The organism is Methylobacterium sp. WL69, assembly GCF_008039485.1.
In the GTDB taxonomy this organism is placed as follows: domain Bacteria; phylum Pseudomonadota; class Alphaproteobacteria; order Rhizobiales; family Beijerinckiaceae; genus Methylobacterium.
On the sequence record NZ_VRUZ01000050.1, the window covers coordinates 1 to 21939 of the forward strand.

The following is a 21939-nucleotide window of genomic DNA, read 5'->3' on the forward strand; positions in this document are numbered from 1 at the left end:
GGGCGGGTAACAGGGCGGGTAAGATCGGCCCGCCGCGCTCGGGGAACCATCGCAGTCGCGGTCCCGTTGTCAGTCGCCATGCAAAGGTATCGCGGCCGTCTTCCATGATGGGATGGGCCGGGCCTTGCAGCAGAAGCAAACGTTTCATTGTGGCGGAGGCGGGGATGGCGGACATCGCTGGAATACGGCGTCAGTTCATACGCACGGCGATGGAGGCGCCCTTTCTCGCGCGCGACGAGGAACGTGGTCTTGCCGTCCGCTGGAAGGACAAGCGCGACGAGCGCGCCCTGCACGGCCTGATCGAGGCCCATATGCGCCTCGTCATCGCCATCGCCGGCCGCTTCCGGCACTACGGCCTGCCCATGGCCGACCTCATCCAGGAAGGGCATGTCGGCCTGATGGAGGCCGCCGCCCGGTTCGAGCCGGAGCGGGAAGTCCGGTTCTCCACCTACGCGACGTGGTGGATCCGGGCCTCGATCCAGGATTACATCCTGCGCAACTGGTCCATCGTCCGCGGCGGCACGAGTTCGGCCCAGAAGGCCCTGTTCTTCAACCTGCGGCGCCTGCGCGCGCGCCTCATGCAATCCACCGAAGAGCATGTCGGCGACGAGATCCACCGCCGCATCGCCACCGCCATCGGCGTCTCCCGCGAGGACGTCGCCCTCATGGATGCGCGCCTGTCGGGGCCGGACATGTCCCTCAACGCCCCCGTCGGCGAGGAGAGCGAGGCCTCGTCCGAGCGCATGGATTTCCTCGTGGACGGCGCCGCCCTCCCCGACGAGACCGTGTCGGCCCAGGTCGACGGCGAGCGGCGCCTGACCTGGCTCAACGAGGCCCTGGCGGTCCTATCCGAGCGCGAGCTTCGCATCCTCAAGGAGCGTCGTCTGGCTGAGGATCAGGCCACCCTGGAAGCCCTGGGACTGCGCCTCGGCATCTCGAAGGAGCGGGTGCGGCAGATCGAGAACCGGGCGCTGGAAAAGCTGCGCCGGGCCCTGGCGGAGCGCTTCCCGCAGACGGCCGGCAACGTCTACGCGTAGGCGATTCCGGTCGCGTACGTGGCGCCGGGGCAACAGGGTCGGATCGAGGCTGCTCCGTCCGCCCCTGCCGCCATTGACCGTCCGGTCCGCCGCGTTAGGATTCGTCCATGGCGGCGTGACGGACCAATGAACGAGACGACTCCCCTCACCTGGAAGTCGATCATGGTGCTGCCCGCCCTGATCGCAACCTCGGCCTTGGCCGTGCTCGCCGTCGCCTGGAACCAGCGGTTGTCGCTGCATGGGGGCCTCGGTCTTCTCATCGGTGTGCTAACCGTGATGGAGATCGGGTATCTCCTGATCCTGATCGCGATGAGCAGGCGGGTCGAAGCTGTGCGTGACCCATGGGTTCGCGCTTCGCGGGAGCGGTGACCGCTCGATCCCTTTTTCCGGAAACCGCTGCAGCCACGGGCGCGGACGAATGGTCCGTCGGCGAGCCGGTCCGGCGCGACGGTCACACGGTGTGGAGCGCCGGGCTTCGCCTCTCCGCCGCCCGGCGCGCAGCATGCCTGTCCGTGCTCGACGGCGAGGAACGGGCGCGGTCCGATCGGTTCCTGCGGGCCGAGGACCGGGATCGCTTCGTCGCGAGCCATGGGGCCCTGCGACTCATCCTGGCCGGGTTCCTCGATGCGGACGCACGCGCCCTCGCTTTCTCGACCTCCATGACCGGGAAGCCGGAGCTCGCCGGCCCCGAGGCCGGCCGCCTGCGCTTCAACCTGTCGCATTCGGGCGGGCACGCCCTCGTGGCGGTGTCGACGACGGCGCGGATCGGCGTCGATGTCGAGGTACCCCGCCCGATGCCGGACGCCCTGCGGATCGCACGGGCGCATTTCCACCCCCGCGAGGTCGCGGCCCTCGCCGCCTGCGGACGGGTGGTCGAGGCGGCCTTCTTCGCGTGCTGGACGGGCAAGGAAGCCTTCGTGAAGGCCGTGGGCGCCGGTCTGTCGATGCCCCTCGACGGCTTCGCCGTCGCGATCCCGCCGGCCCCCCCGGCGATCCTCGAGATCGGCGGCCTTCGCGCCCCGGCGGCGGGCTGGACCCTGGCCACCCTCGCGCCCGCACCGGGCTTGCCCGGCGCCGTGGCCATCGAGGCCCCCCGTGCCGCCTGTGCCCTGAGACGCCTTCGCCCCGATTGGGCCGACCGCCTGCCCGGCCCGTGACGATCCGGACCTTCGAAGAAAGCGCGTCCCCACGCCAACGATCCGCTTGCGGGCCGCCGTCCGCCCCGCTATAGGTCCGCTCGTCGGTGCAGCGCACCGGCCATCGGAGTGTAGCGCAGTCTGGTAGCGCACCACGTTCGGGACGTGGGGGTCGCAGGTTCAAATCCTGCCACTCCGACCAGCTTCCCTCAAGGGAGCGGTCTTCCCGGCTCAGAGAGCAGATCGCCGAGCGAAGGTTCGACCACACGGGGGTCGGGCCTTTTTGCGTTTTCGGACCACAGTCCGATCGTCGATCACACCGCCTCCCGGACCTTCCTGCGGTCCGCGCGCCGGACGCGGGGGCGCGTGATATGGCACCCTCAAGCGGCGGCAGGTCGGGTTCGAGCGGCAGGGGTTCCTCGGCCGCCCACGCCCGCCCTGGACGCCGTCGCCACCTCACCGGCGGCCACGGACCGCGGAGCCGGCCGGGACCGGGCCGATGGCCCAAGGGGACCGCCACGCCGCTGCCCGGCACTGAAGGCGCGTTCAGCGCCCGCCAGGTCCGTGCGGAGAGCCGGTTCGGGCAGGCTCGGGTCGGTCGAGGGGGTTCGGTCGAATGGGGGGCGAAGGCGCGTGCAGTCCGCCTGCCGCCCGATGAAGACGACGGGCCGAAGGCCGTCGCGTCATCGAAATCATCAAGTCTATGGGGAAGAGCGTGGTGCTGCTGGACAGGATTGAACTGTCGACCTCCTCATTACCAATGAGGTGCTCTACCACTGAGCTACAGCAGCGGGTCGTCCGGGGTTCGCCGCGGCGTCTCCGTCTGGACGAGCGGGGGATTAGCCCATCGTTTCCGGCTTGGCAATCACCTGCGCCGCCTCAATCGCACCGGGCGGCGAAGTTTCGTGTCGGCTCCCCTTTCAGCGCAACACGTCCGCGTCGCGCTTGCACGCCGCACGGATGATGGCGGCCAGGCCCGGCTCGGCCACGGCATCGGCGGCCTCGGCCGGCGAGAACCAGCGGTCCTCCCGCTCCTTCTTCTCCGGCCAGGTCTTGAGCTGCTTGCGGACCTCGAGGGGGAAGACCTTGACCTGACACAGGACGGAGTCGCGGCTCTTGAGACGCTTCTCGTAGAGGTAGAACCCGAGGGGGCGCTTGCCGATGGAGCCGAGGAGACCGGCTTCCTCGTAGGCCTCGCGGGCGGCGGCGTCGAAGGGCTTGCGTCCCTTCATGGGCCAGCCCTTCGGGATCACCCAGCGCCGGCTCTCGCGGGAGGTGATGAGCAGGATGGTGTAGCTTCCGTCGCGCATCCGTCGATACGGCAGCGCGCCGACCTGTCGCCGGGGCTCGCGGTCCGTCTCGGCCAAGGTCGTATTCATCGGGAAGAAACGCCCGGAAGCCGTGCCGGTTCGCCGGACGGGTGCATTCCCGGACGTCGCCGCCGGGCGAAGGCACGCCCCACCATGGCGTCCGCAGGGACCCGGGGGCCGGCATGGTTCGTGTCCTGCTTCCGCACCGTTCTTCCCTGGCGATCGATGGACGGGCGGAGGTGATGAGCCGTTGCCCCCTGCAGGCTCCAGGGCGAAACTTATCCGGCTAAAATAGGGCGTTCGGCGGGGTGCCGGCACCCGTGCGACCAAACGCGCCCGGCCGAGCCGCACGCGCCGGGGCCAGGGCCGGACGGCGGCGATGCAAGCGGGGGTTCAGCCGGCGGCGCTGAGGTTCTCGATGAGGGCGTTCAGGTCGGCGCGCATGGCCTGGACTTCGGGCTCGGACATGTGGAGCTGGCACATCACCGCTTCCCGCACGGCGGTCGCCTCTTCCCGCAGGGCCCGCCCCTGCGGCGTGAGGGCGATCTCCACCTCGCGCTCGTCCGTCCGCCGCCGGCTGCGCAGGAGGAAGCCCGCCGCCTCGAGGCGCTTCAGGACCGGTGTCAGGGTTCCGGAATCGAGGCGCAGGCGCCGGCCGATCTCCGACACGGTGACGCCGTCCGTCTCCCACAGCACGAGGAGGACGAGATATTGCGGATAGGTCAGGCCCATGCGCTCCAGCATCGGACGATACGATTTCGTCATGCGATGGGCCGCGGCGTAGAGCGCGTAGCAGAGCTGATTGTCGAGAAGCAGGGGATCGGTCAGCGGGGGAGTCGTCTGAGCGCGTGCGTCGATCATGCAAACCATGCCATCTGTCCCGGAAGCCTGTACCGGGAACCTGCGCCAGGACGAACGACGCCGGGAAAACCCGCGTGGGGGGAAAACCGGCTGACCGGGCCTGTCCGGCTGAACAGGATAGCCGACGCGGGACGTTCCGGTATATGGGCCATCCGTCCCGATCCCGGCCGAATGCACGCATATCTCGGACCAAACACGGTTTTTTCGCTGATCGGGCCCCGTCAGGTGTCGGTCGGTACGGATACGTGCGCGGCGGCATCCGGCATCACCGCCGCGAGGGGACCGGAGGCGACGAGGCGCCCCCCATCGAGGACATGGACCGTATCCGCCGCCGCGAGGCTGGTGAGGCGGTGGGCGATGAGGATGAGGGTGCGGGTCCCGCCCAGGGTGGCGAGGGCGGCCATCACCGCCGCCTCGGTCTCGCCGTCGAGGGCGCTGGTGGCCTCGTCGAACACGATCACGTCGGGGTCGTGGTAGAGGGCGCGGGCGATGCCGAGGCGCTGGCGCTGACCCCCGCTCAGGCGCACGCCGCGCTCGCCGACCCCGGCGTCGTAGCCGCCGTCGAGGCCGAGGGCGACGGCGTGGAAGCCGGCAAGCCGCGCCGCCCGCTCCACCGCCGCCCCGTCGACGGCCTCGGGGGGCACGCCGAGGGCGATGTTCTCGCGCACGGAGGCGTCGATGAGGAACACGTCCTGCGGCACGTAGCCGATGCGGTTCTGCCAGGCGGGCAGGGTCTCGGCGTCGAGGGCGACGCCGTCCACCGTGACGGTACCCGCCGTTGGCGTGAGCAGGCCGAGGATCAGGCCGACGAGGGTCGACTTGCCCGAGCCCGTGCGGCCGACGAGGCCGACGGTGGTGTGGGCGGGGATCGTCAGATCGATGCCCCGGAGGGTCGGGCGCCCCGGTTCGTAGTCGAAGCCCACCCCCGTGAGGCGGATCTCGTGACGGAACGGCAGGCACGCGGCATTCCGTGGCCGGGGCATCCGCTCGCCCGCGAGTTCGTCCACCACCACGCGCACGGCCGGCAGGTAGAAGCGCAGGAGGGCGAGCGAGGTGAAGATGTTCTGGAAGGCCGGCAGCATCCGGTAGCCGGCAAAGGCGAACAGCCCGAGGAGGGGCAGCAGCCCGGCGGTGTCGAGACCCTGCGACAGGGCGAACAGCACGACAACGACGACGCCGCCGAAGGCGAGGGATTCGATGACGAAGCGCGGCAGCTGGCCCGTGAGCAGGCTCGCGGCCGTGGCCTTCGCGTAGGCCCGGGCGGGCGCATCGAAGCCGGCGGCGAAGGCCTCGGCCCGGCCGTAGAGCTTGAGTTCGGTGAGCGCCCCGAAGGTCTCCTGCACCACCCGGTAGCGCCGCTCGTTGTCGGCCACCGCCCGGGCGCCGAGGCGGGCGAGGCGCACCCGCATAACGAGGTAGAGCCCGACGTAGAGGCCGCCGAAGCCGCCGCCGAGGATCAGGGCGAGGCGGGGCGCGTAGAAGATCAGGAAGGTGACGACGGCCAGCGCCGAGACGCTGCGCGAGGCGATGACCGTGGTCGGGGTGAGGACGCCGACGACGAGGCGGTCGGTCTCGCTGAGGACGTTCTTGGCGAGTTCGGCGCTGTTGGCGTGGGCGAAGAACAGGCGCTCGCGGTCGATGTAGCGGGCGAGCAGGCGCCGGGCGAGGCCGTAGCCCGTGAGGTTGGTGAACAGGAGCTGCGCGAAGGTGAGGCCGGCATTCACCACGCTGGTGGTGAGGATGGCGGCGAGCGCCGCCCCGCCCGTGGCCATGAGGAAGGCGCGGTCGTCGGTCAGCCCGAGGCCGTCGCGCAGGGCCGCGAGGTAGGGGATGCGGCCGGCGGCGGAAGGGTCGCCGACGAGCGTCAGGAACGGCACCACGGAGGCGACGCCCACCACCTCGAACAGGGCGGCGCAGGCGAGCCCCAGGGCGATGAGGGCGAGGCGGCGCCGGTCGCGCGGTCGCAGGACGCGCACGAGGTCGATCAGGGCGCGCATGGCGGAGGTCCTCGGGGGAGGACTCCGGCCCGCCCGGACCGTGGGGCCTTCGGACCCGGAGGCCCCCGGACCCTGAGGCCGTCACGAGCGGGCGCGGAGCCCCTGTGCCCTGCCCCATAGAGGATTTCGCGGCCCGTGGGAGCCGGCCGGGCCGATGAATCGTCGGTCCGGCCCGGCCCGCCCGGTCAGGGGCCCGAGCCGGCCGCCGCCCGGGTGAGGGCATCGGCGCCGATATCGCCGGTGCCGGTCATGCCCAGGGTCTCGATGAGACGGCCCCGGGCGCGGCTGACCCGACTCTTCATGGTGCCGACCGCCACGCCGCAGATGGCGGCGGCTTCCTCGTAGGTGAAGCTCTGGGCGCCGACCAGCACCAGGGCCTCGCGCTGGCTCAGGGGCAGGCCGTCGAGGGCTTCCTGGAACTCGCGCATCTCCACCCGGATCTCCTGCTCGGGCAGGCTGGTGAGGCGGGCCGCATGGACGCCGTCGGCATCCTCGACCTCGCGCTTGCGCTTGCGCTGCTCGGAATAGAACAGGTTGCGCAGGATGGTGAACAGCCACGCGGTCAGGTTGGTGCCGCGCTGGAAGCTGTCGGCCTTGGTCCAGGCCCGCACGAGGGTGTCCTGGACGAGGTCGTCGCTGCGGTCGAGGTTGTAGGTGAGGGAGAACGCGAAGGCCCGCAGGGCCGGAATCGCCCCGAGGAGGAGGTCGCGCATCTCGGTGTCGGCGCCGCCGGGCGTGACGGCCGGCCGGATCGATGGGTACGTCATTGGGACCCCCGCGAATCGGATTGCGACGACAGGCCGTCGAGGAGCGCCGCGAAGCGGTCCGGCAGCGGCTGGTTGAGGACATCGGCGTAGAGCAGGCGCAGGTCGCGACCGATCCGCCGCCGCGCCTCGCGGCCGAGGGGCGGCGCCGGGTCCTTGCCGCGGCGCGGCGGCGCCGGTTCTCGCGCTGCGAGCGGCGGGGCCGTGCGGACCCCCGCCCCGTCACGCGGAGCGACCGTCGCAAGAACGGTGTCGAGGACGGTATCGAGGCCTGAATCGCTCGCGTGTCTGGTCATCGCAGCCCATTGTCCGAGGGCGGATGCGTGGCGCCGTGCTTTCGCGAGGCACGCGCCGCCGGCCCCGCATATCGGGGCCGTATCCGCAGTCCTATTCGACGGCGGTGCTACCGAGGAGCGATTTAACGAGTACTGAAAAATGCATTCATCGGATCTTAAGCCCCTGAATTCGGGCGCTTGTTTCCGAAGTGTTGCTGAGCGAAATCATAAGGCGATCAAGCTCGGCCATACGCCAGGCTTAAGCGTATCGAGATGTCCAATCGCTGAACGCGCGCGGCTTGCGCGGACGCCCGAGCGGGGCTTGCGCGGACGGCCGAGCGGGGCTTGCGCGGACCGGGGCGTGCTGGTAGCGCAAGGCTCAGCGCCGGTTTAGCTCAGCTGGTAGAGCAACCGCCTTGTAAGCGGTAGGTCGCGAGTTCAAGTCCCGCAACCGGCACCACTTTTTCCGACGCGCGTTGAAACCCGCCAAAAGAGTTTCGACCCGGAGACGGCGCGCGCGTTGCCGTGGCCGGCCGTTCCGGCCTATCCAGCGCCATGACCGAAAAGTTGACGATCCTCGCCCTGTGCGACCTCGGCCTCATCACCGACGCGGAGGTGGAGGCCGCCATCGCGGCGTTCATGGCCGATGCGATGGCCCTGCCCTTCGTGTTCGAAGCGGGCTATCGGCTCAATCTCGGCAAGGCCATCCGCCGGCACCCGGGGGCCAACGACTTCGTCCACCGCTCCGACGCCGGCCCCCAGCTCAAGCGACCGTTCGTGCGCGCCGCCATCCTGCAGGCTCGGCCCGAGCGGGAATAGGGCATCGGCCCGAACGGTGGTCGCCGGCTTTCGGAAAAGGGACGGTGCGCTAGGACCCCGCCTCGCGTCGGGTCTGCCACGCCTTCAAGCCCGCGAGGGTGACCGCGCCGCCGGGCCAGGGGATGCCGGACAGCAGGGTGTGCGGCGCGTCCGGCTCGCCGAGATCCGACAGGGCCGAGAACGCCCCGTCGAGGCGGTGGGTCTCGGTGTAGCGGCTGCGGGTGGCGATGACCGGCAGCCCGGCATCGAGGGCCGAGCGGATGCCGGCCACGGAATCCTCGAACGCGATGGCCTCGGCGGCGGCGACGCCGAGGCGCGCCAGGGCGAGTTCGAACACGTCGGGCGCCGGCTTCTTGCGGGCGGCCTCGTCGCCGCACGCGATCACGTCGAACGGCACGTCGCCGCGCGGGAAGTTCATGCGCAGCAGGGCCTCGACGTTGGGCCGGCTCGTGGTGGAGGCCACGGCCAGGCGCACCCCTCCGGCGCGGGCCTCGGCGACGAGGCGGGCGACGCCCGGACGCAGGCCGAGGCGGCCGGCCGCCACCAGCTCGCCGTAGATCCGGGTCTTGCGGTCGTGGATCTCGGCCAGGCGCGGACGCAGGGTCGGCAGGTCCCCGGCATGGTGGGTCTCGACGTAATGGGCGAGGCGTTCCTTGCCGCCCATCACGGCCAGGAGGTCGGCGTAGAAGGCCGAGCTCCAGATCCAGGGCAGGTCCATCTCGGCGAAGGCATCGTTGAACGCCTGCCGGTGGAGGTCCTCGGTCTCGGCGAGCGTCCCGTCGACGTCGAAGATCAGCGCCCTCAGCATGACACCGCTTCGCCGCCGGCACCCGCGCGGATCGCCGCGATGCGGTCGGCGTAGCCGGCCGGGCCGCCCTTGAACACGGCGTTGCCGGCCACGAACGCGTTGGCGCCGGCCCGCGCGGCGAGGCCGACGGTTTCGGGGGTGATGCCGCCGTCGACCTCGATGTCCAGGGCCCGTCCGGCCGCCATGGCGCGGATGCGGGCGATGGTCTCCAGGGTCGAGGGGATGAAGCTCTGGCCGCCGAAGCCCGGATTGACCGTCATCACCAGGACGAGGTCGACCATGTCGAGGAGGGGCTCCACCGCGGAGGCCGGCGTGCCGGGATTCAGCGCGATGCCGGCGCGCTTGCCGAGATCCCGGATGGTCTGGAGCGAGCGGTGGATGTGGGGCCCCGCCTCGACATGGACCGAGATGGTGTCGGCCCCGGCCTCGGCGAACGCCGCGAGGTAGGGATCGGCCGGGGCGATCATGAGGTGGACGTCGAACGGCTTGGTGCTGTGGGGCCTGAGGGCCTTCACCACGGCGGGGCCGAAGGTGAGGTTGGGCACGAAATGCCCGTCCATGACGTCGAGATGGATCCAGTCGGCGCCGGCCTCCGAGACGGCGCGCACCTCCGCGCCGAGCTGGGCGAAATCCGCCGAGAGGATCGAGGGCGAGATGATCGGGCTGGTCACGGTTCTGTCCTCTCGGGCGCGCGGCGCCCTTCAACGCGTGCGGCGTGCGCCTCACGCCAGGCGGCGCGGTTCCTACGCCATACGGCGCTTGCGCTCGACGAGTTGCATGATGATCGGGGTCAGGATGAGCTGCATCGCGAGATCGAGCTTGCCGCCCGGGATCACGATGGAGTTCGCCCGGCTCATGAACGAGCCCTGGATCATCGAGATCAGGTAGGAGAAGTCGATGCCCTTGGGGTCCTTGAACCGGATCACCACGAGGGATTCGTCGGCGGTGGGAATCCACCGGGCGATGAACGGGTTCGAGGTGTCCACGGTCGGCACCCGCTGGAAGTTGATGTCCGTCCAGGTGAATTGCGGGCAGATGGTCTGCACGTAGTCGGGCATCCGCCGCAGGATCACGTCGGTGACGGCCTCCGTCGAGTAGCCCCGGGTCGAGCGGTCCCGGTGCAGCTTCTGGATCCATTCGAGGTTGATCACCGGCACGACGCCGATCTTGAGGTCGGCGTAGCGGGCGAGATCGACGTTGTCGTCGACGACGCAGCCGTGCAGGCCCTCGTAGAACAGCAGGTCGGAGCCCGACGCGAAGCTCTCCCACGGGGTGAAGGTGCCGGGCCGCGTGCCGTAGAGTTCCGCCGCGGCCGCGTCGTGGACGTAGTGCCGGGTGCGGCCCGTGCCCGATTCGGCGTAGGTGCGAAAAACCTCTTCGAGTTCGGGCAGGAGGTTGGCGCGGGGCGCAAAGTGACTCAGCGTCGGCTCCGCCGCCATGGCCTTGCGCATGGCGATGCGGTCGAGGGCGTGGAACGCGTCGCCCTCGATGTAGACGGCGCTCACGTCCTCGCGGCGAAAGATCTGCTCGAAGGTGTTGCGCACCGAGGTGGTGCCCGACCCCGACGAGCCCGTGACCGAGATGATGGGATGACGCGACGACATGCGTTCTGGCCCGACGACCCCCTCTAGCCGCGCATCAGGCCGCGCTGCCCGAACAGGGGCGAGCGGCCGGCGGCCGGATTGCGGCCGCCATAGTACTTCGCCACGCACGCGACCTCGTCGGCCGAGCCGAAGATCAGCGGCACGCGCTCGTGGATGCCGGTGGCGCCGATGTCGAGGATGCGGCGCTCGCCGTCGATGGCGCCGGCCCCCGCCTGCTCCATGAGGAAGGCGATGGGGGCGGCCTCGTACAGCAGGCGCAGGCGCCCCTGCGCGTAGCCCTTGCGGTTGTCGCCCGGGTACAGGAACACGCCGCCGCGCAGGAGCACGCGCTGGGCGTCGGACACGAGGGAGCCGAGCCAGCGCATGTTGAAGTCCTTGTCCAGGGGCCCTTCCGCGCCGCGCAGGCAATCCTCGATGTAGGCCTTCACGGGGGTGTCCCAGTGGCGGGCGTTGGACGCGTTGATGGCGTATTCCTTGGCCGCGGCCACCACCTCCATGCGCGGGTGGGTGAGGCGGAAGACGCCCTCCGCCCGGTCGAGGGTGTAGGTCTGCGTGCCCTGGCCCAGGGTCAGCACCAGGGAGGTGGCCGGGCCGTAGGTGACGAAGCCGGCGGCCAATTGCAGCGTGCCCGGACCCGTGAACGAGCCGAGGGGATTCTCCGGCGTCGAGGCCGTGGGGCGGATGCCGAAGATCGAGCCCACCGCCATGTTGACGCCGATGTTCGACGAGCCGTCGAGGGGGTCGATGGCGACGGCGAGGGGCGCGCCGGGGTTGAGGAGCATCACCCCCTCCGCCTCCTCCGAGGCGACCTCCGACACGGGCGCCCCGCGCAGGGCCTCGGTGAAGCGCTCGTGGGCGAAGACGTCGAGGAATTTCTGGACGTCGCCGTCGCTGTTCTGCTCGCCCTGCGCGGCGAGGTCGCCGGCGAGGGCCCCGCGCCCGATCACCGTGCTGACTTCGATGGCCGCGCGCGCACAGGCTTCGATCACCTTGGCGACATCGGCCAGACCCTGATCGGCGGCGACGGCGGCGGCGAGACACGCATCGAGGCGAGACCCGATCTCCAGAGACCCCATCGACATCGGCTCACCTTCCCTCAAAACTCATCATCCGCACGCGGGACACCGCCCGCTTCGCGCGCCCGTCTCCTTGCCACGACAGGACCTGACCACGATAGGGCCTGGCGCAACCGGAGCGCCAGACGGCGCGTCCCCATGAAACGAGGAATTTGAAAAAACTTGCGGGCGGTTCCAAAAAAACTAAAACCAGCCCATGCGCAACCTGTCCCTGAAACAGCTCCAGGCCGTCGCGGCCGTCGCCCGCCTGGGCACGATGACCCGAGCGGCTCAGGAACTCAACGTCACCTCCGCCGCCCTCTATGCACGCATCCGCCAGCTGGAGGAGGAGGCGGGCCTGCTCTTGTTCGACCGGACGCCCACGGGCCTCCGGCCCACGGATGCGGGCCGGGAGATGCTGTGGGCCATCGACAGCATCAACACCGTGCTGGAAACCTGTGCCGACCGCCTGGAAACCCTGAAGGGCGGCGCCGGCGGGCGGGTCGCCATGGGTGTGGTCTCCACCGCGAAATATTTCGCGCCCGGCATCATTTCCGGGTTCGTCGGCACGCATCCGGCCGTGGAGATCAACCTCGCGGTGGGCAATCGCGGCACCATGGTCGAGGCCCTGCGCAACTACGAGATCGATTTCGCCATCATGGGCCGGCCGCCGCGGGATTTCGCCATCGAGGCCGAGACCTTCGGCGTCCACCCCATCGTCATCGTCGCCGCCCCGAGCCACCCCTTCGCCGGCCGGACCCGGTTGACCCGCGAGGATCTGGCCCAGGAATCCTTCCTCGTGCGCGAGGAGGGCTCGGGCACCCGCACGGTGTTCGAGGAATTCATGAACGGCATCATGATCAAGCGGGCGCGCCTCGGCATCGATGCGGGCTCCAACGAGACCATCAAGCAGGCGGTGATGGCGGGGCTCGGCATCGCCCTCATCTCGGCCCACACGGTGGCGGCGGAGCTCGGGAGCGGCCGCCTCATCCTCCTCGAGGTCGACGGCCTGCCGATTCGGCGCGACTGGTACGCCGTGCGCCGGGCCGACAAGGTGCTGGGCCCCGCCGCCGCCGCGTGCTGGGACTACGTGGTCAAGGATGGCGGGCGCTGGCTGCCCCAGCTCGCCCTGGCGCACCGGGTCTCGGCGGTGACCGCGGAGTTCGAGGCGTGAGCGCGGGCGTGGTGGTGGTGGGCGCCGGCCAGGCCGGCTTCCAACTCGCCGCGTCCCTGCGCGAGGCCGGCTACGCCGATCCCGTCACGCTGATCGGCGACGAGGCGGACCTTCCCTACCAGCGCCCGCCCCTGTCGAAGGCCTACCTCGCGGGCAGGACCGACCCGGCCGGCCTCGAACTGCGTCCGGCCGCGTACTTCTCCGACCACCACATCCGCCACCGCCCCTCCCTGCGGGTCGCGTCCATCGACCGGCCCGGACGGCGCCTGCTCTGCGCGGGCGGGGAGGCCATGGCCTACGACCACCTCGTCCTCGCCACGGGCGCGCGCAACCGGGTGCTGCCGGTGCCGGGGGCGGACCGGCCCGGCGTGTTCCAGCTGCGCGGCCGCGCGGACGCCGACGCGCTGAAGGCGGCCCTGGGCGAAGCGCGCGCCGTCGCCATCGTCGGGGCCGGCTTCATCGGACTCGAATTCGCCGGCATCTGTGCCGCGCGCGGCCTCGCCGTCACGGTGATCGAGGCGGCCGACCGGCCGATGGCGCGGGCGGTCTCGACCGACACGGGCGCGTTCTTCGTCCACGCGCACGGGGCCGCCGGCATCCGTTTCGTCTTCGGGTCGGGCGTCGTCGCCGTCGCGGGGGCGGAGCGGGCCGAGGCCGTCCATCTGAGCGACGGCACCGCCATCGCGGCCGACCTCGTCCTCGTCGGCATCGGCGTGGTGCCGAACCAGGAGCTGGCCGAGGCGGCCGGCCTCGCGGTCGGAGACGGCATCCTGGTCGATGCGTTCCTCGCCACCGACGACCCCGCCGTCTCCGCCATCGGCGATTGCGCCCGGGCCCCGAGCCGCTTCGCCGACGGTGCGCCCGTCCGGATCGAATCCGTGCAGAACGCCCTCGACCAGGGCCGCTGCCTCGCCGCCCGCCTCGCCGGTCGGCCCGCCGCCTACGACGCGGTGCCGTGGTTCTGGAGCGACCAGGGCCCGCACAAGCTCCAGATCGCCGGTCTCGCCACCCCGTCGGACCTGGCCGTCGTCCGACCGCTTCCGGCGGGGCTCTGCGTGTTCCGGTTCCGCGACGGCCGCCTGTCCGCCGTCGAGACGGTGGACCGCCCCGGCGACCACATGGCCGCCCGGCGCATCCTCGCGCAGGGCCGCGCCCTGAGCCCGGAGGACGCGGCGGACCCGGGCCACGATCTCAAGGCCCTGGCGACGGGACGCTGACGCTCGTCCGGGCGAAGACAATCGGCAGGCATGATCGGCAACCTTGTGCCGATGCGACGAACAACGCACGGTGAGACAAGGATTTTCTGTCTCGTGGAGATCGGCAGGATGACGGGGGTTCTAGAGACACCGTTCCGGATCGAGCCGTGCTTCTACGAGAACGACATCCCGCGGGGCTTGGCCGATCTCACCACGAGCATCCACGCCGCCGCCGCCGATCTTGGGCGGGGTCTGCATCCCCATGCGGCCTCCGAACTCGCCGAGTTCGTGCGCGTGATGAACTGCTACTACTCGAATCTGATCGAGGGACACGACACCCGACCCAAGGACATCGAGCGGGCCTTGGCCGGGGCGGAACTGGACGAGACCCGGCGCCCCCTGGCCCTGGAGGCTCGCGCACATGTCGAGGTCCACCGTGAGATCGATGCCCTTTACCTTGCCGGCAAGCTTGCTTCGCCCACCTCCACCGCGTTCATTCAATGGGCGCACCGTCGCTTCTACGAGGCGATGCCCGACACGTTCAGAACCGTCGGCCTTCCCGGCGGACGGACCGGCGCGGTCGTGCCGGGCGCCTTCCGCAGCCGACCCGATGAGGACGTGGTTGTCGGACGACACCATCCGCCCTCGTCCGAGGTCGTCGCCCCCTTCATGGATTACTTCGCCGGACGCTTCGGCATGGCCGAGGCGTGGCCGAGTGTCCGGCTCATCGCGATGGCGGCAGCCCACCATCGGCTGAATTACATCCATCCCTTCATCGACGGGAACGGTCGCGTGAGCCGCCTCGTCTCGCACGCCATGGCTTTGAAGTCCGGCATCGGCGCGGGCGGTCTCTGGTCGATCTCCCGTGGCTTGGCGCGCGGGCTCAAGGAGAGGAACGAATACAAGCGGATGATGGACCATGCCGATACGCCGCGCCAAGGCTCACGCGATGGTCGCGGAAACCTCTCGGAGGCCGCGTTACGCGAGTTCTGCGAATGGTTCCTGTCCGTCGTCCTCGATCAGATCCAGTTCACCGCAGCGGCCTTCAGGCTCGACACGCTGGAGTCCCGCTATCGGAAACTCCTTGCCGACCTCGGATACGACGCACGGTCCGGCGACCTCGTTTCGACCGTCATCCGCTACGGCGAGATGGAGCGCGGCAAAGCATCTTTCCTCCTGGGTACTTCGGAGCGCACCGCACGCACCGTGGTGTCCCGGTTGGTGGCCGGGGGATTTCTGAAATCGGGCACCCCGAAATCACCGGTGCGCGTCGCCTTTCCCCTGGACTACCGGGATCGACTCTTCCCCAATCTCTTCGCGGATCACTGGATCGACGCGCCCGAGCCCCCGGCCTTCAGGCTCGGAGGCCGAGCCGCGTCCTGACCGTCAGCGATCGTTCTCCGTGGTCAGGGCGCCGAGGCGGGTGCCCTCGTCGCCGCCCCGGCCGCTCAGGCGGACACCGGCCGAGCCGTCCTCGGCGAACACCACGCCCGCATTCATCAGGGCGCTGCGCAGGGCCTCGATCTGGCCGGAGGCGAGGTCGCCCGTCCCCGCTTCGAAGCCCGTCACCACATCCTCGCCGAGGCCGACCTTGGCGGCGAGGTCGCCCGACGACCAGTCGAGGAGCGCGCGGGCCGCACGCGACTGCGCCGGACTCATGGTGTTCGGATTCATGCCACTCGAATTCATGCCGCTCGAATTCATGCCGCTCGCCCCGCCCTCGTCCGATCCCGTCACCGTGGTGCCTCCATCCGCTGTTCCGGCCCTGATGCCTGACCCGACAACGGAGGATATGCGGCTTCCGTTCAACCCGAACCGGTGCGATGGCCGGTGGACGGCCGGAAAACGCCCTTCACGGGGCCTTGACCATATTTGTGCTGGAATCTTATCCGATTGGCCCTGGCGCAGGCTCGCTCCGCGACAGGTCTCGCGCGCTTTCGCGCCGCGCAGTCCCCACGGGAAGCGGGCGAACTAACGTCCACCGACGCGACGCGTGCGCGCTTGAACTTGAGAAGGGCCCCGAGGATGAGAGCGATCCTGATCGCCGCAATGGCCGGTGCCATCGCGGCCCTTGCGGTCACCACCGCGACGCGGGTGCAGGCCCAGATGGGCGGCAACGTCACCGGCTTCGGCAAGGACGCCCGCGAGAAGCCGGAGAAGAAGCAGTACGTCCCCGGCGCCAAGGCGCAGGAGAAGATCTTCCCCCTCGACGCGACCTGGACCGCCATCAGCCTCAACGGCAAGGTGTTCAGCGGCAACGACCGGCCGAGCTTCATCGTCGACAAGCAGTACCGCGCCCGCGGCTACGGCGGCTGCAACACCTTCGCGGCGACGGCCTTCCCCCTGAAGGACCAGCACCTCGCCGTCGGCCCCCTCGCCCTGACCAAGAAGCCCTGCGACAAGGGCCTCGGCGCCAGCGAGCAGGATTTCTTCATCGCGCTCCGCACGGCCGGCCAGTGGGACCTCGTCGGTTCGCAGCTCGTCATCAAGAGCCAGAAGGGCGAGTTGCGCTTCGACCGCGCCCTCTGATCGTCGCCCGTTCTCCGCGCGGGTTTTCGCCGCCTTCGCGTTAAGCCGGTATTGAGGACGATCCGGACTCCCCGGCCCGGGTTTACCCCTCGTTCAACGCCCCCGGCGCCTGCTGCCCCCCATGGCAGGCACGGGGAACCCCATGGGAACGCGACTGGAATGGACGACCGGCAGCCAGGGCTTGCGGCACGGCGCGCGTGAGGACACCCGCTACACCTTCCTGTCCGGCCCGCATCCGAGTGCCCTCGTCATCGCTTCGGCGAGCGGAGCCTTCGCCACCCTCGCCGTCCTGTGCGCCGCCCTCCTGCGGGCCTGAGGCCCGTGCGGGCGTGATCCGCCCCGCCTGACGCCGTGCGGCCCGCCGTCCACGTCATCTCCGGCCTGCGCACGGGCGGGGCCGAGACCATGCTGGTCGCCCTGTGCGGGGCCCTGACGGCCGCGGGCATGCCCCAGCACGTGGTGAGCCTGACCGGCGACGGGCCCAACGCCGCCGCCCTGGAGCGCCTCGGCGTCACCGTCCACCGCCTCGCCCCGCGCGGGGCCGCCGGGTCCGCCTCCGCGCTCATCCGCCTCGCCCGCCTGATCCGGTCCCTGCGTCCGGCGGTGATCCAGGGCTGGCTCTACCACGGCGACCTGTTCGCCGCCGGCGCGCACCGCCTCGCCGGCGCACCGCGCGGAACCCTGCTGGCCTGGGGCCTGCGCAACTCCGACATCGATCACGCCCGCTACGGCCGGCTCCTCGCCATCGGCCGGCGCCTGTCCGGCTGGCCCGGACTCGTCGTGTCGAACAGCCAGGCGGGGGCGGATTTCCACCGGGCCGAGGGCTACCGCCCGCGCCGCCTCGCCGTCATCCCCAACGGCATCGACACGGCCCGATTCCGGCCCGATCCCGCCGCCCGCGCGGCCCTGCGCCGGGAACTCGGCCTGCCCGACGACGCCGTGGTGGCGGTCCACGCCGCCCGCCTCGATCCGATGAAGGACCACGCCACCCTCCTGGCCGCCGCGGCGCGCCTGCCGGACCTGCGGTTCCTCCTCGCCGGCGAGGGGACGCGGGGCCTCGCCCTGCCGGGGAACGCCCTGGCGCTCGGCCGGCGCGACGACCTCGCCCGCATCCAGGCCGCCGGCGACATCGCCGTGTCGTCCTCGGCCTTCGGCGAGGGTTTTTCCAATGCCGTGGCCGAGGGCATGGCCGCCGGGCTGGTGCCGGTGGCGACATCCGTCGGCGATGCCGGCGCGATCCTCGGCGGTCTCGGCCGCCTCGTGCCGCCCCGCGATCCGGCCGCCCTCGCCGACGCCCTCGCCGGTGTCGCGGCCCTGCCGCCGCCCGTCCGCCGGGCGGCGGGCCTCGCGGCCCGGGAGCGAATCGAATCGACCTACGGCGTCGGGGCCATGGCCGAGCGGTTCCTGGCCGCCTGGCGCGGGGCGGGCGCGGGCCTGGAGAATGAAATTCCCCCTTCGTCCCGCCGGGCGACATGATGTTTCCAAGCCCGGAATGAAACCCTGGCGAGGGAGAAGATTTCCCTTTGCGCGCAGGCTGTTGCCGATTGCCTCGCTTCCGTCGACGCGATATCTCCCGGCCCGACACCAAAACGCCCGCGACAGGAGATTCCCATGGCCGAGTCCACCCAGAGCCCCGTCCGCACGCCCGGCCACGGCCACATCTTCGGCTCCATCACCGAAACCATCGGCAACACGCCCCTGGTGCGCCTGAACCGCATCACCAAGGAGCGCGGGATCGATGCCGAGATCCTGCTGAAGCTCGAGTTCTTCAACCCCATCGCCAGCGTCAAGGACCGCATCGGCGTCAACATGATCGACGCCCTCGAGGCCTCGGGCAAGCTGAAGCCCGGCGGTACCCTGGTGGAGCCGACCTCCGGCAACACCGGCATCGCGCTCGCCTTCGTGGCGGCGGCGCGGGGCTACCGCCTCATCCTCGTCATGCCCGAGACCATGTCCCTGGAGCGCCGCAAGATGCTGGCCTTCCTCGGTGCCGAGCTCGCCCTCACCCCCGGCCCCCAGGGCATGAAGGGCGCCATCGCCAAGGCCGAAGAGCTCATCGCCGAGATCCCGGGCGCGATCATGCCCCAGCAATTCTCGAACCCGGCCAACCCCGAGATCCACCGCAAGACCACGGCCGAGGAGATCTGGAACGACACGCAGGGCCAGCTCGACGCCTTCGTGGCGGGGGTCGGCACCGGCGGCACCATCACGGGCGTCGGCTCGGTCCTCAAGCCGCGCCTGCCCGGCCTCAAGGTCGTGGCCGTGGAGCCGACGGATTCCCCCGTCATCTCCGGCGGTCAGCCCGGCCCCCACAAGATCCAGGGGATCGGCGCCGGCTTCATCCCGGACAACCTCGACCGCTCCGTCGTCGACGAGGTGATCACCGTCTCGAACCAGACCGCCTTCGACACCGCCCGCCTGCTCGCCAAGCTCGAGGGCATTCCCGGCGGCATCTCCACGGGCGGCAACGTCGCCGCCGCCCTCGAACTCGCCGCCCGTCCGGAGTTCAAGGGCAAGCGCATCGTCACCGTCGCCTGCTCGTTCGCCGAGCGCTACATCTCGTCGGCCCTGTTCGAGGGGATCTGATCGTCCGCGGGCGGGGCGCGGCCGGCTCGCACCGGCCCCGCGTCCCGCCCGCCGGTTCCGGTCGAGCGACCCGTCCGGGCCCACCGGCCCCGCGACCGAAAGCAGCGTAATTCCTTGGCTTCCACGGTGTTCTATCGTCTGCGGCGCGGCGCCCGCCGCCCGTGGGTGCGCGTCGCCCTGTTCAGCGTGGCGGGTGTCGGCGCGGCCCTGGCTTCGGCCCTGCTCGCTCCCCTGATCCCGCCCGACCTCGGCAAGTCCATCGGCGCCGACGCCGTCGATCAGATCCTCTCGCTGCTCGCCACCAGCATGCTGCCGGTGGCGACGTTCTCCCTCGCCACCCTGGTCCAGGCCTATGGCGGCGCCACCAACACCGCGACCCCGCGGGCCGTGACCCTGCTGATGGAGGACACCCGCGCCCAGACGGCGGTGGGCAGCTTCATCGGCGCCTTCGTCTACGGTGTCGTCGGCCTCATCGCCCTTAAGACGCATATCTACGGCGAGCAGGGCCGCGTGATCCTGTTCGGCCTCACCCTCCTCGTCATTGCCCTGGTGGTGGTGACGCTGGTGCGCTGGATCGACACCCTGTCGCATCTCGGTCGCGTCGGGGAGACCATCGACGCCATCGAGGCCGCCGCGCGTGACGCCATCCGGCGGCGGGCGGACGCGCCCCATCTCGGCGGCCTGCCCTGGTGCCCGGCCCCCGCCGGGGCCACCCGGATCGTGGCGGCAGACACGGGCTACGTCCAGCATGTCGACGCCGCCGGCCTGAAAGCCGTCGCCGAGGCGGACGGGCTCACCGTACACGTCGCCGCGCTGCCGGGCCGCTTCGTCCACGCCGGCCGCCTGCTGGCGGAGATCGACGGCCCCACCGACGCGGAGACGCGGACGCGCCTCGCCGCCGCCTTCGTCATCGGGGGCCGTCGCACCTTCGACGACGATCCACGCTTCGGTGTCATCGTCCTCACGGAGGTGGCCTCCCGGGGGCTGTCGAGCGCCATCAACGATCCCGGCACCGTCGTGGACGTGCTCGGAGCCCTGGTGCGCGTCCTCGCCCTGTGGAGCGAGCGACGGGCCATGGCCCCGGCGGCGCCCCTCCACCCGCGCCTGCGCGTGCCCGGCATCACGACGGACGAGCTGTTCGAGGACGCGTTCGCCCCCATCGCCCGCGACGGGGCCGGCACGGTGGTGGTCGGCCTGCGCCTGCAGAAGGCCCTTTCGGCCCTGCACGCGATCGGTGACGCGGAGTTCGCCCGCGCGGCGCGGCATCACGCCGACCTCGCCCTCGTGCGGGCGGAAGCGGTGCTGTCCATCCCGGCCGATCTCGCGGTCCTGCGGGCGGCCCGCGACGATCTCGGCCGTCCGGACTGAAGCAACCGGGCGGGCTCAGGCGCCGTTGTCCTCACAACCACGGAGGACACCCATGACCGACGCGCCCCGCGAACGCCCCTCGCTCAAGGATTTCGACGCCTACGCCGACCGCAACGGCCAGGATCTCGGCCAGGACAACGCCCGCGACATCGGCCTGCCCGCCCGCACGCAGGGCGACCTCAAGAGCGACCCCTCCGGCGAAGCCGAGACCGCCCGCATCGCCTCCGGCACCCCGGGCTCCGACGCCACCGACGCCACCGAGGCCGAGACGCCCCCGGAGAACCTGCGCCGCATCGGCGACGCCGCGCAGAAGACCGGGGGTCCGAAGGGCGCCGCCGCCGAGGCCATCGACCGGGCGACCGCCCCCGTCGGGACCGATGGGGACGCCTGACGCCATGGCCGACAAGACCAATCCCACCGACGCCGCCACCCGCAAGCCCGACGACGATGTCGGCACGCCGGGTGAGCCCGCCGTGGCCGGCGGCGGCCACACCGCCGACCAATCCGCCATCACCGACATGGGTGCCGGCGGCCAGACCGATCACGACCGCAAGGCGGACTGGGACAGGGACGGGGCACCCCCCGGCCGCAACCCCGCCCCCGTCGGCGGCTCGTCGGACGGGCAATCCGACCGCAAGCGCTCCTGACACTTCGGACTGCCCGGCGCCCGCCCGATGGGCGGGCGCGTCTCGCGGGGTGACGTGAAACGGACCGCCCCCTGTTCGATCCCGGTACGGCGCGCGCCCTCCAGAGGCGCGTCCCCTCCTCCATGATCGCTTCGGACCTCGCATCCGGCCGGGCCTGCGGCCCGTCGAAGCATTGCCGATCGCCCTGGCGTAGACATCCGCCGATCCGCCAGCGGGACCAGATCAGGCGTGGTCGTTCCGGCCCGATACGTCAGATCATCCCGGAACGACCGGCCCACGGTCTTGCATCCGCGTAATCTCGCACCCGTCCGCTCCAAAAACCGGATTTCGCTTTTCTGACGAATACTCTAGCCTGCATGCGAAACCGTCCGAAACGTCCCGGCGAGGAGCGATCGATGCGTGTGATGATCCTGGTCAAGGCCACCGCCGACAGCGAGGCGGGCCTCATGCCGTCCCTGGAGCTGCTTCAGGCCATGGGTCAGTTCAACACGGACCTGATCCAGGCCGGCATCCTGCTCTCGGGCGATGGGCTGCACCCCTCCGCGCGCGGGCGGCGGGTGGCCTTCGACGGGCCGGAGCGGTCGGTGACCGAAGGCCCGTTCGGGGACACGGCCGGTCTCCTCGCGGGGTTCTGGATCTGGAACGTGGCCGACCTCGACGAGGCGGTGGCCTGGGTCAAGCGCTGCCCCAATCCCATGCCCGGACCGAGCGAGATCGAGATCCGCCCCCTGTTCGAGGAGGCCGATTTCCTGGCCGCGTCTACGGACTGACGG

25 protein-coding genes and 3 tRNA genes are annotated in these 21939 nt (G+C 70.9%); 17 read left to right on the plus strand and 11 right to left on the minus strand.

Annotated elements, in window-relative coordinates:
* Positions 1-164 precede the first annotated feature (164 nt).
* The 4 genes from FV218_RS14170 (at position 165) to FV218_RS14185 (ending at position 2375) form a co-directional block, all read left to right on the plus strand.
* Positions 165-1037, plus strand: coding sequence for an RNA polymerase factor sigma-32 (locus tag FV218_RS14170; RefSeq protein ID WP_056087229.1), 873 nt, complete (start codon positions 165-167; stop codon positions 1035-1037).
* A gap of 126 nt (positions 1038-1163) precedes the next feature.
* Positions 1164-1406 (plus strand): hypothetical protein, encoded by a 243-nt coding sequence (locus tag FV218_RS14175; RefSeq protein ID WP_147710267.1) that lies wholly within the window; start codon positions 1164-1166, stop codon positions 1404-1406.
* A complete protein-coding gene (locus FV218_RS14180) occupies positions 1403-2194 on the plus strand; it encodes a 4'-phosphopantetheinyl transferase superfamily protein (protein WP_246685129.1) in 792 nt (263 codons plus the stop codon). Before FV218_RS14175 ends, FV218_RS14180 begins: the two co-directional genes overlap by 4 nt.
* A 104-nt stretch (positions 2195-2298) precedes the next feature.
* Positions 2299-2375, plus strand: a tRNA-Pro gene (locus FV218_RS14185).
* A 514-nt stretch (positions 2376-2889) separates the two neighbouring features.
* On the opposite strand, the gene FV218_RS14190 is transcribed toward FV218_RS14185, so the two are convergent.
* The 6 genes from FV218_RS14190 to FV218_RS14215 all read right to left on the minus strand — a co-directional run bounded on the left by FV218_RS14190 (position 2890) and on the right by FV218_RS14215 (position 7401).
* Positions 2890-2964 (minus strand) — tRNA-Thr (locus tag FV218_RS14190).
* Positions 2965-3093: 129 nt separating this feature from the next.
* Entirely contained in the window at positions 3094-3552 is a 459-nt protein-coding gene (locus FV218_RS14195) for an NUDIX hydrolase (RefSeq protein ID WP_056087235.1), read from the minus strand.
* 324 nt (positions 3553-3876) lie between these two features.
* Entirely contained in the window at positions 3877-4344 is a 468-nt protein-coding gene (locus tag FV218_RS14200; protein ID WP_056087240.1) for a MarR family transcriptional regulator, read from the minus strand.
* A gap of 221 nt (positions 4345-4565) precedes the next feature.
* Complete coding sequence (locus FV218_RS14205; protein ID WP_147710270.1) at positions 4566-6341, minus strand: ABC transporter ATP-binding protein; 1776 nt, start codon at positions 6339-6341, stop codon at positions 4566-4568.
* Between the two features lie 185 nt (positions 6342-6526).
* Positions 6527-7108 (minus strand): sigma-70 family RNA polymerase sigma factor, encoded by a 582-nt coding sequence (locus FV218_RS14210; RefSeq protein WP_056087245.1) that lies wholly within the window; start codon positions 7106-7108, stop codon positions 6527-6529.
* Positions 7105-7401, minus strand: coding sequence for a NepR family anti-sigma factor (locus FV218_RS14215; protein ID WP_147710272.1), 297 nt, complete (start codon positions 7399-7401; stop codon positions 7105-7107). Before FV218_RS14215 ends, FV218_RS14210 begins: the two co-directional genes overlap by 4 nt.
* 363 nt (positions 7402-7764) lie before the next feature.
* Here FV218_RS14215 and FV218_RS14220 point away from each other — a divergent pair.
* Positions 7765-7840, plus strand: a tRNA-Thr gene (locus FV218_RS14220).
* A 95-nt stretch (positions 7841-7935) separates the two neighbouring features.
* Positions 7936-8199: a hypothetical protein gene (locus FV218_RS14225; protein ID WP_056091103.1), complete on the plus strand. Its 264-nt coding sequence runs from the start codon at positions 7936-7938 to the stop codon at positions 8197-8199.
* A gap of 49 nt (positions 8200-8248) precedes the next feature.
* On the opposite strand, the gene FV218_RS14230 is transcribed toward FV218_RS14225, so the two are convergent.
* From FV218_RS14230 to FV218_RS14245, 4 genes are all read right to left on the minus strand, one after another.
* Positions 8249-9007 carry an HAD-IA family hydrolase gene (locus FV218_RS14230; protein ID WP_147710274.1) on the minus strand — a complete coding sequence of 253 codons (759 nt, stop codon included), beginning with the start codon at positions 9005-9007 and terminating at the stop codon, positions 8249-8251.
* The gene (gene rpe, locus FV218_RS14235) at positions 9001-9678 is read right to left on the minus strand and encodes a ribulose-phosphate 3-epimerase (RefSeq protein ID WP_147710276.1); all 678 of its coding nucleotides are present in this window, start codon (positions 9676-9678) and stop codon (positions 9001-9003) included. Before rpe ends, FV218_RS14230 begins: the two co-directional genes overlap by 7 nt.
* Before the next feature lie 72 nt (positions 9679-9750).
* Positions 9751-10611 (minus strand): phosphoribulokinase, encoded by an 861-nt coding sequence (locus FV218_RS14240; protein WP_056087262.1) that lies wholly within the window; start codon positions 10609-10611, stop codon positions 9751-9753.
* A 23-nt stretch (positions 10612-10634) separates the two neighbouring features.
* Positions 10635-11693 (minus strand): class 1 fructose-bisphosphatase, encoded by a 1059-nt coding sequence (locus FV218_RS14245; protein ID WP_147710278.1) that lies wholly within the window; start codon positions 11691-11693, stop codon positions 10635-10637.
* Positions 11694-11883: 190 nt separating this feature from the next.
* Here FV218_RS14245 and FV218_RS14250 point away from each other — a divergent pair, with 190 nt between their 5' ends.
* The 3 genes from FV218_RS14250 to FV218_RS14260 are packed head-to-tail and all read left to right on the plus strand — an operon-like array spanning position 11884 to position 15419.
* The gene (locus tag FV218_RS14250; protein WP_056087266.1) at positions 11884-12840 is read left to right on the plus strand and encodes a LysR family transcriptional regulator; all 957 of its coding nucleotides are present in this window, start codon (positions 11884-11886) and stop codon (positions 12838-12840) included.
* The gene (locus tag FV218_RS14255; RefSeq protein ID WP_147710280.1) at positions 12837-14057 is read left to right on the plus strand and encodes an FAD-dependent oxidoreductase; all 1221 of its coding nucleotides are present in this window, start codon (positions 12837-12839) and stop codon (positions 14055-14057) included. The genes FV218_RS14250 and FV218_RS14255 overlap by 4 nt, the downstream gene beginning before the upstream one ends.
* A gap of 30 nt (positions 14058-14087) precedes the next feature.
* Positions 14088-15419: a Fic family protein gene (locus tag FV218_RS14260; RefSeq protein WP_244474866.1), complete on the plus strand. Its 1332-nt coding sequence runs from the start codon at positions 14088-14090 to the stop codon at positions 15417-15419.
* A gap of 3 nt (positions 15420-15422) precedes the next feature.
* On the opposite strand, the gene FV218_RS14265 is transcribed toward FV218_RS14260, so the two are convergent.
* Positions 15423-15773: an XRE family transcriptional regulator gene (locus tag FV218_RS14265; RefSeq protein ID WP_244474867.1), complete on the minus strand. Its 351-nt coding sequence runs from the start codon at positions 15771-15773 to the stop codon at positions 15423-15425.
* 288 nt (positions 15774-16061) lie between these two features.
* Here FV218_RS14265 and FV218_RS14270 point away from each other — a divergent pair, with 288 nt between their 5' ends.
* The 8 genes from FV218_RS14270 (at position 16062) to FV218_RS14300 (ending at position 21936) form a co-directional block, all read left to right on the plus strand.
* A complete protein-coding gene (locus tag FV218_RS14270; protein ID WP_056087276.1) occupies positions 16062-16565 on the plus strand; it encodes an META domain-containing protein in 504 nt (167 codons plus the stop codon).
* Positions 16566-16707: 142 nt separating this feature from the next.
* Complete coding sequence (locus FV218_RS22815) at positions 16708-16881, plus strand: hypothetical protein (RefSeq protein WP_157085284.1); 174 nt, start codon at positions 16708-16710, stop codon at positions 16879-16881.
* 35 nt (positions 16882-16916) lie between these two features.
* Complete coding sequence (locus FV218_RS14275; protein ID WP_147710282.1) at positions 16917-18041, plus strand: glycosyltransferase; 1125 nt, start codon at positions 16917-16919, stop codon at positions 18039-18041.
* Between the two features lie 135 nt (positions 18042-18176).
* Positions 18177-19151: a cysteine synthase A gene (cysK, locus tag FV218_RS14280; RefSeq protein ID WP_147710284.1), complete on the plus strand. Its 975-nt coding sequence runs from the start codon at positions 18177-18179 to the stop codon at positions 19149-19151.
* A gap of 126 nt (positions 19152-19277) precedes the next feature.
* Positions 19278-20519: a DUF2254 domain-containing protein gene (locus FV218_RS14285; RefSeq protein ID WP_246685130.1), complete on the plus strand. Its 1242-nt coding sequence runs from the start codon at positions 19278-19280 to the stop codon at positions 20517-20519.
* A gap of 52 nt (positions 20520-20571) precedes the next feature.
* The gene (locus tag FV218_RS14290; RefSeq protein ID WP_056087287.1) at positions 20572-20910 is read left to right on the plus strand and encodes a hypothetical protein; all 339 of its coding nucleotides are present in this window, start codon (positions 20572-20574) and stop codon (positions 20908-20910) included.
* Positions 20911-20914: 4 nt separating this feature from the next.
* Positions 20915-21166, plus strand: a complete 252-nt coding sequence (locus FV218_RS14295) for a hypothetical protein (protein WP_147710288.1) — start codon at positions 20915-20917, stop codon at positions 21164-21166.
* Positions 21167-21561: 395 nt separating this feature from the next.
* The gene (locus FV218_RS14300; protein WP_147710290.1) at positions 21562-21936 is read left to right on the plus strand and encodes a YciI family protein; all 375 of its coding nucleotides are present in this window, start codon (positions 21562-21564) and stop codon (positions 21934-21936) included.
* Positions 21937-21939: the final 3 nt, after the last annotated feature.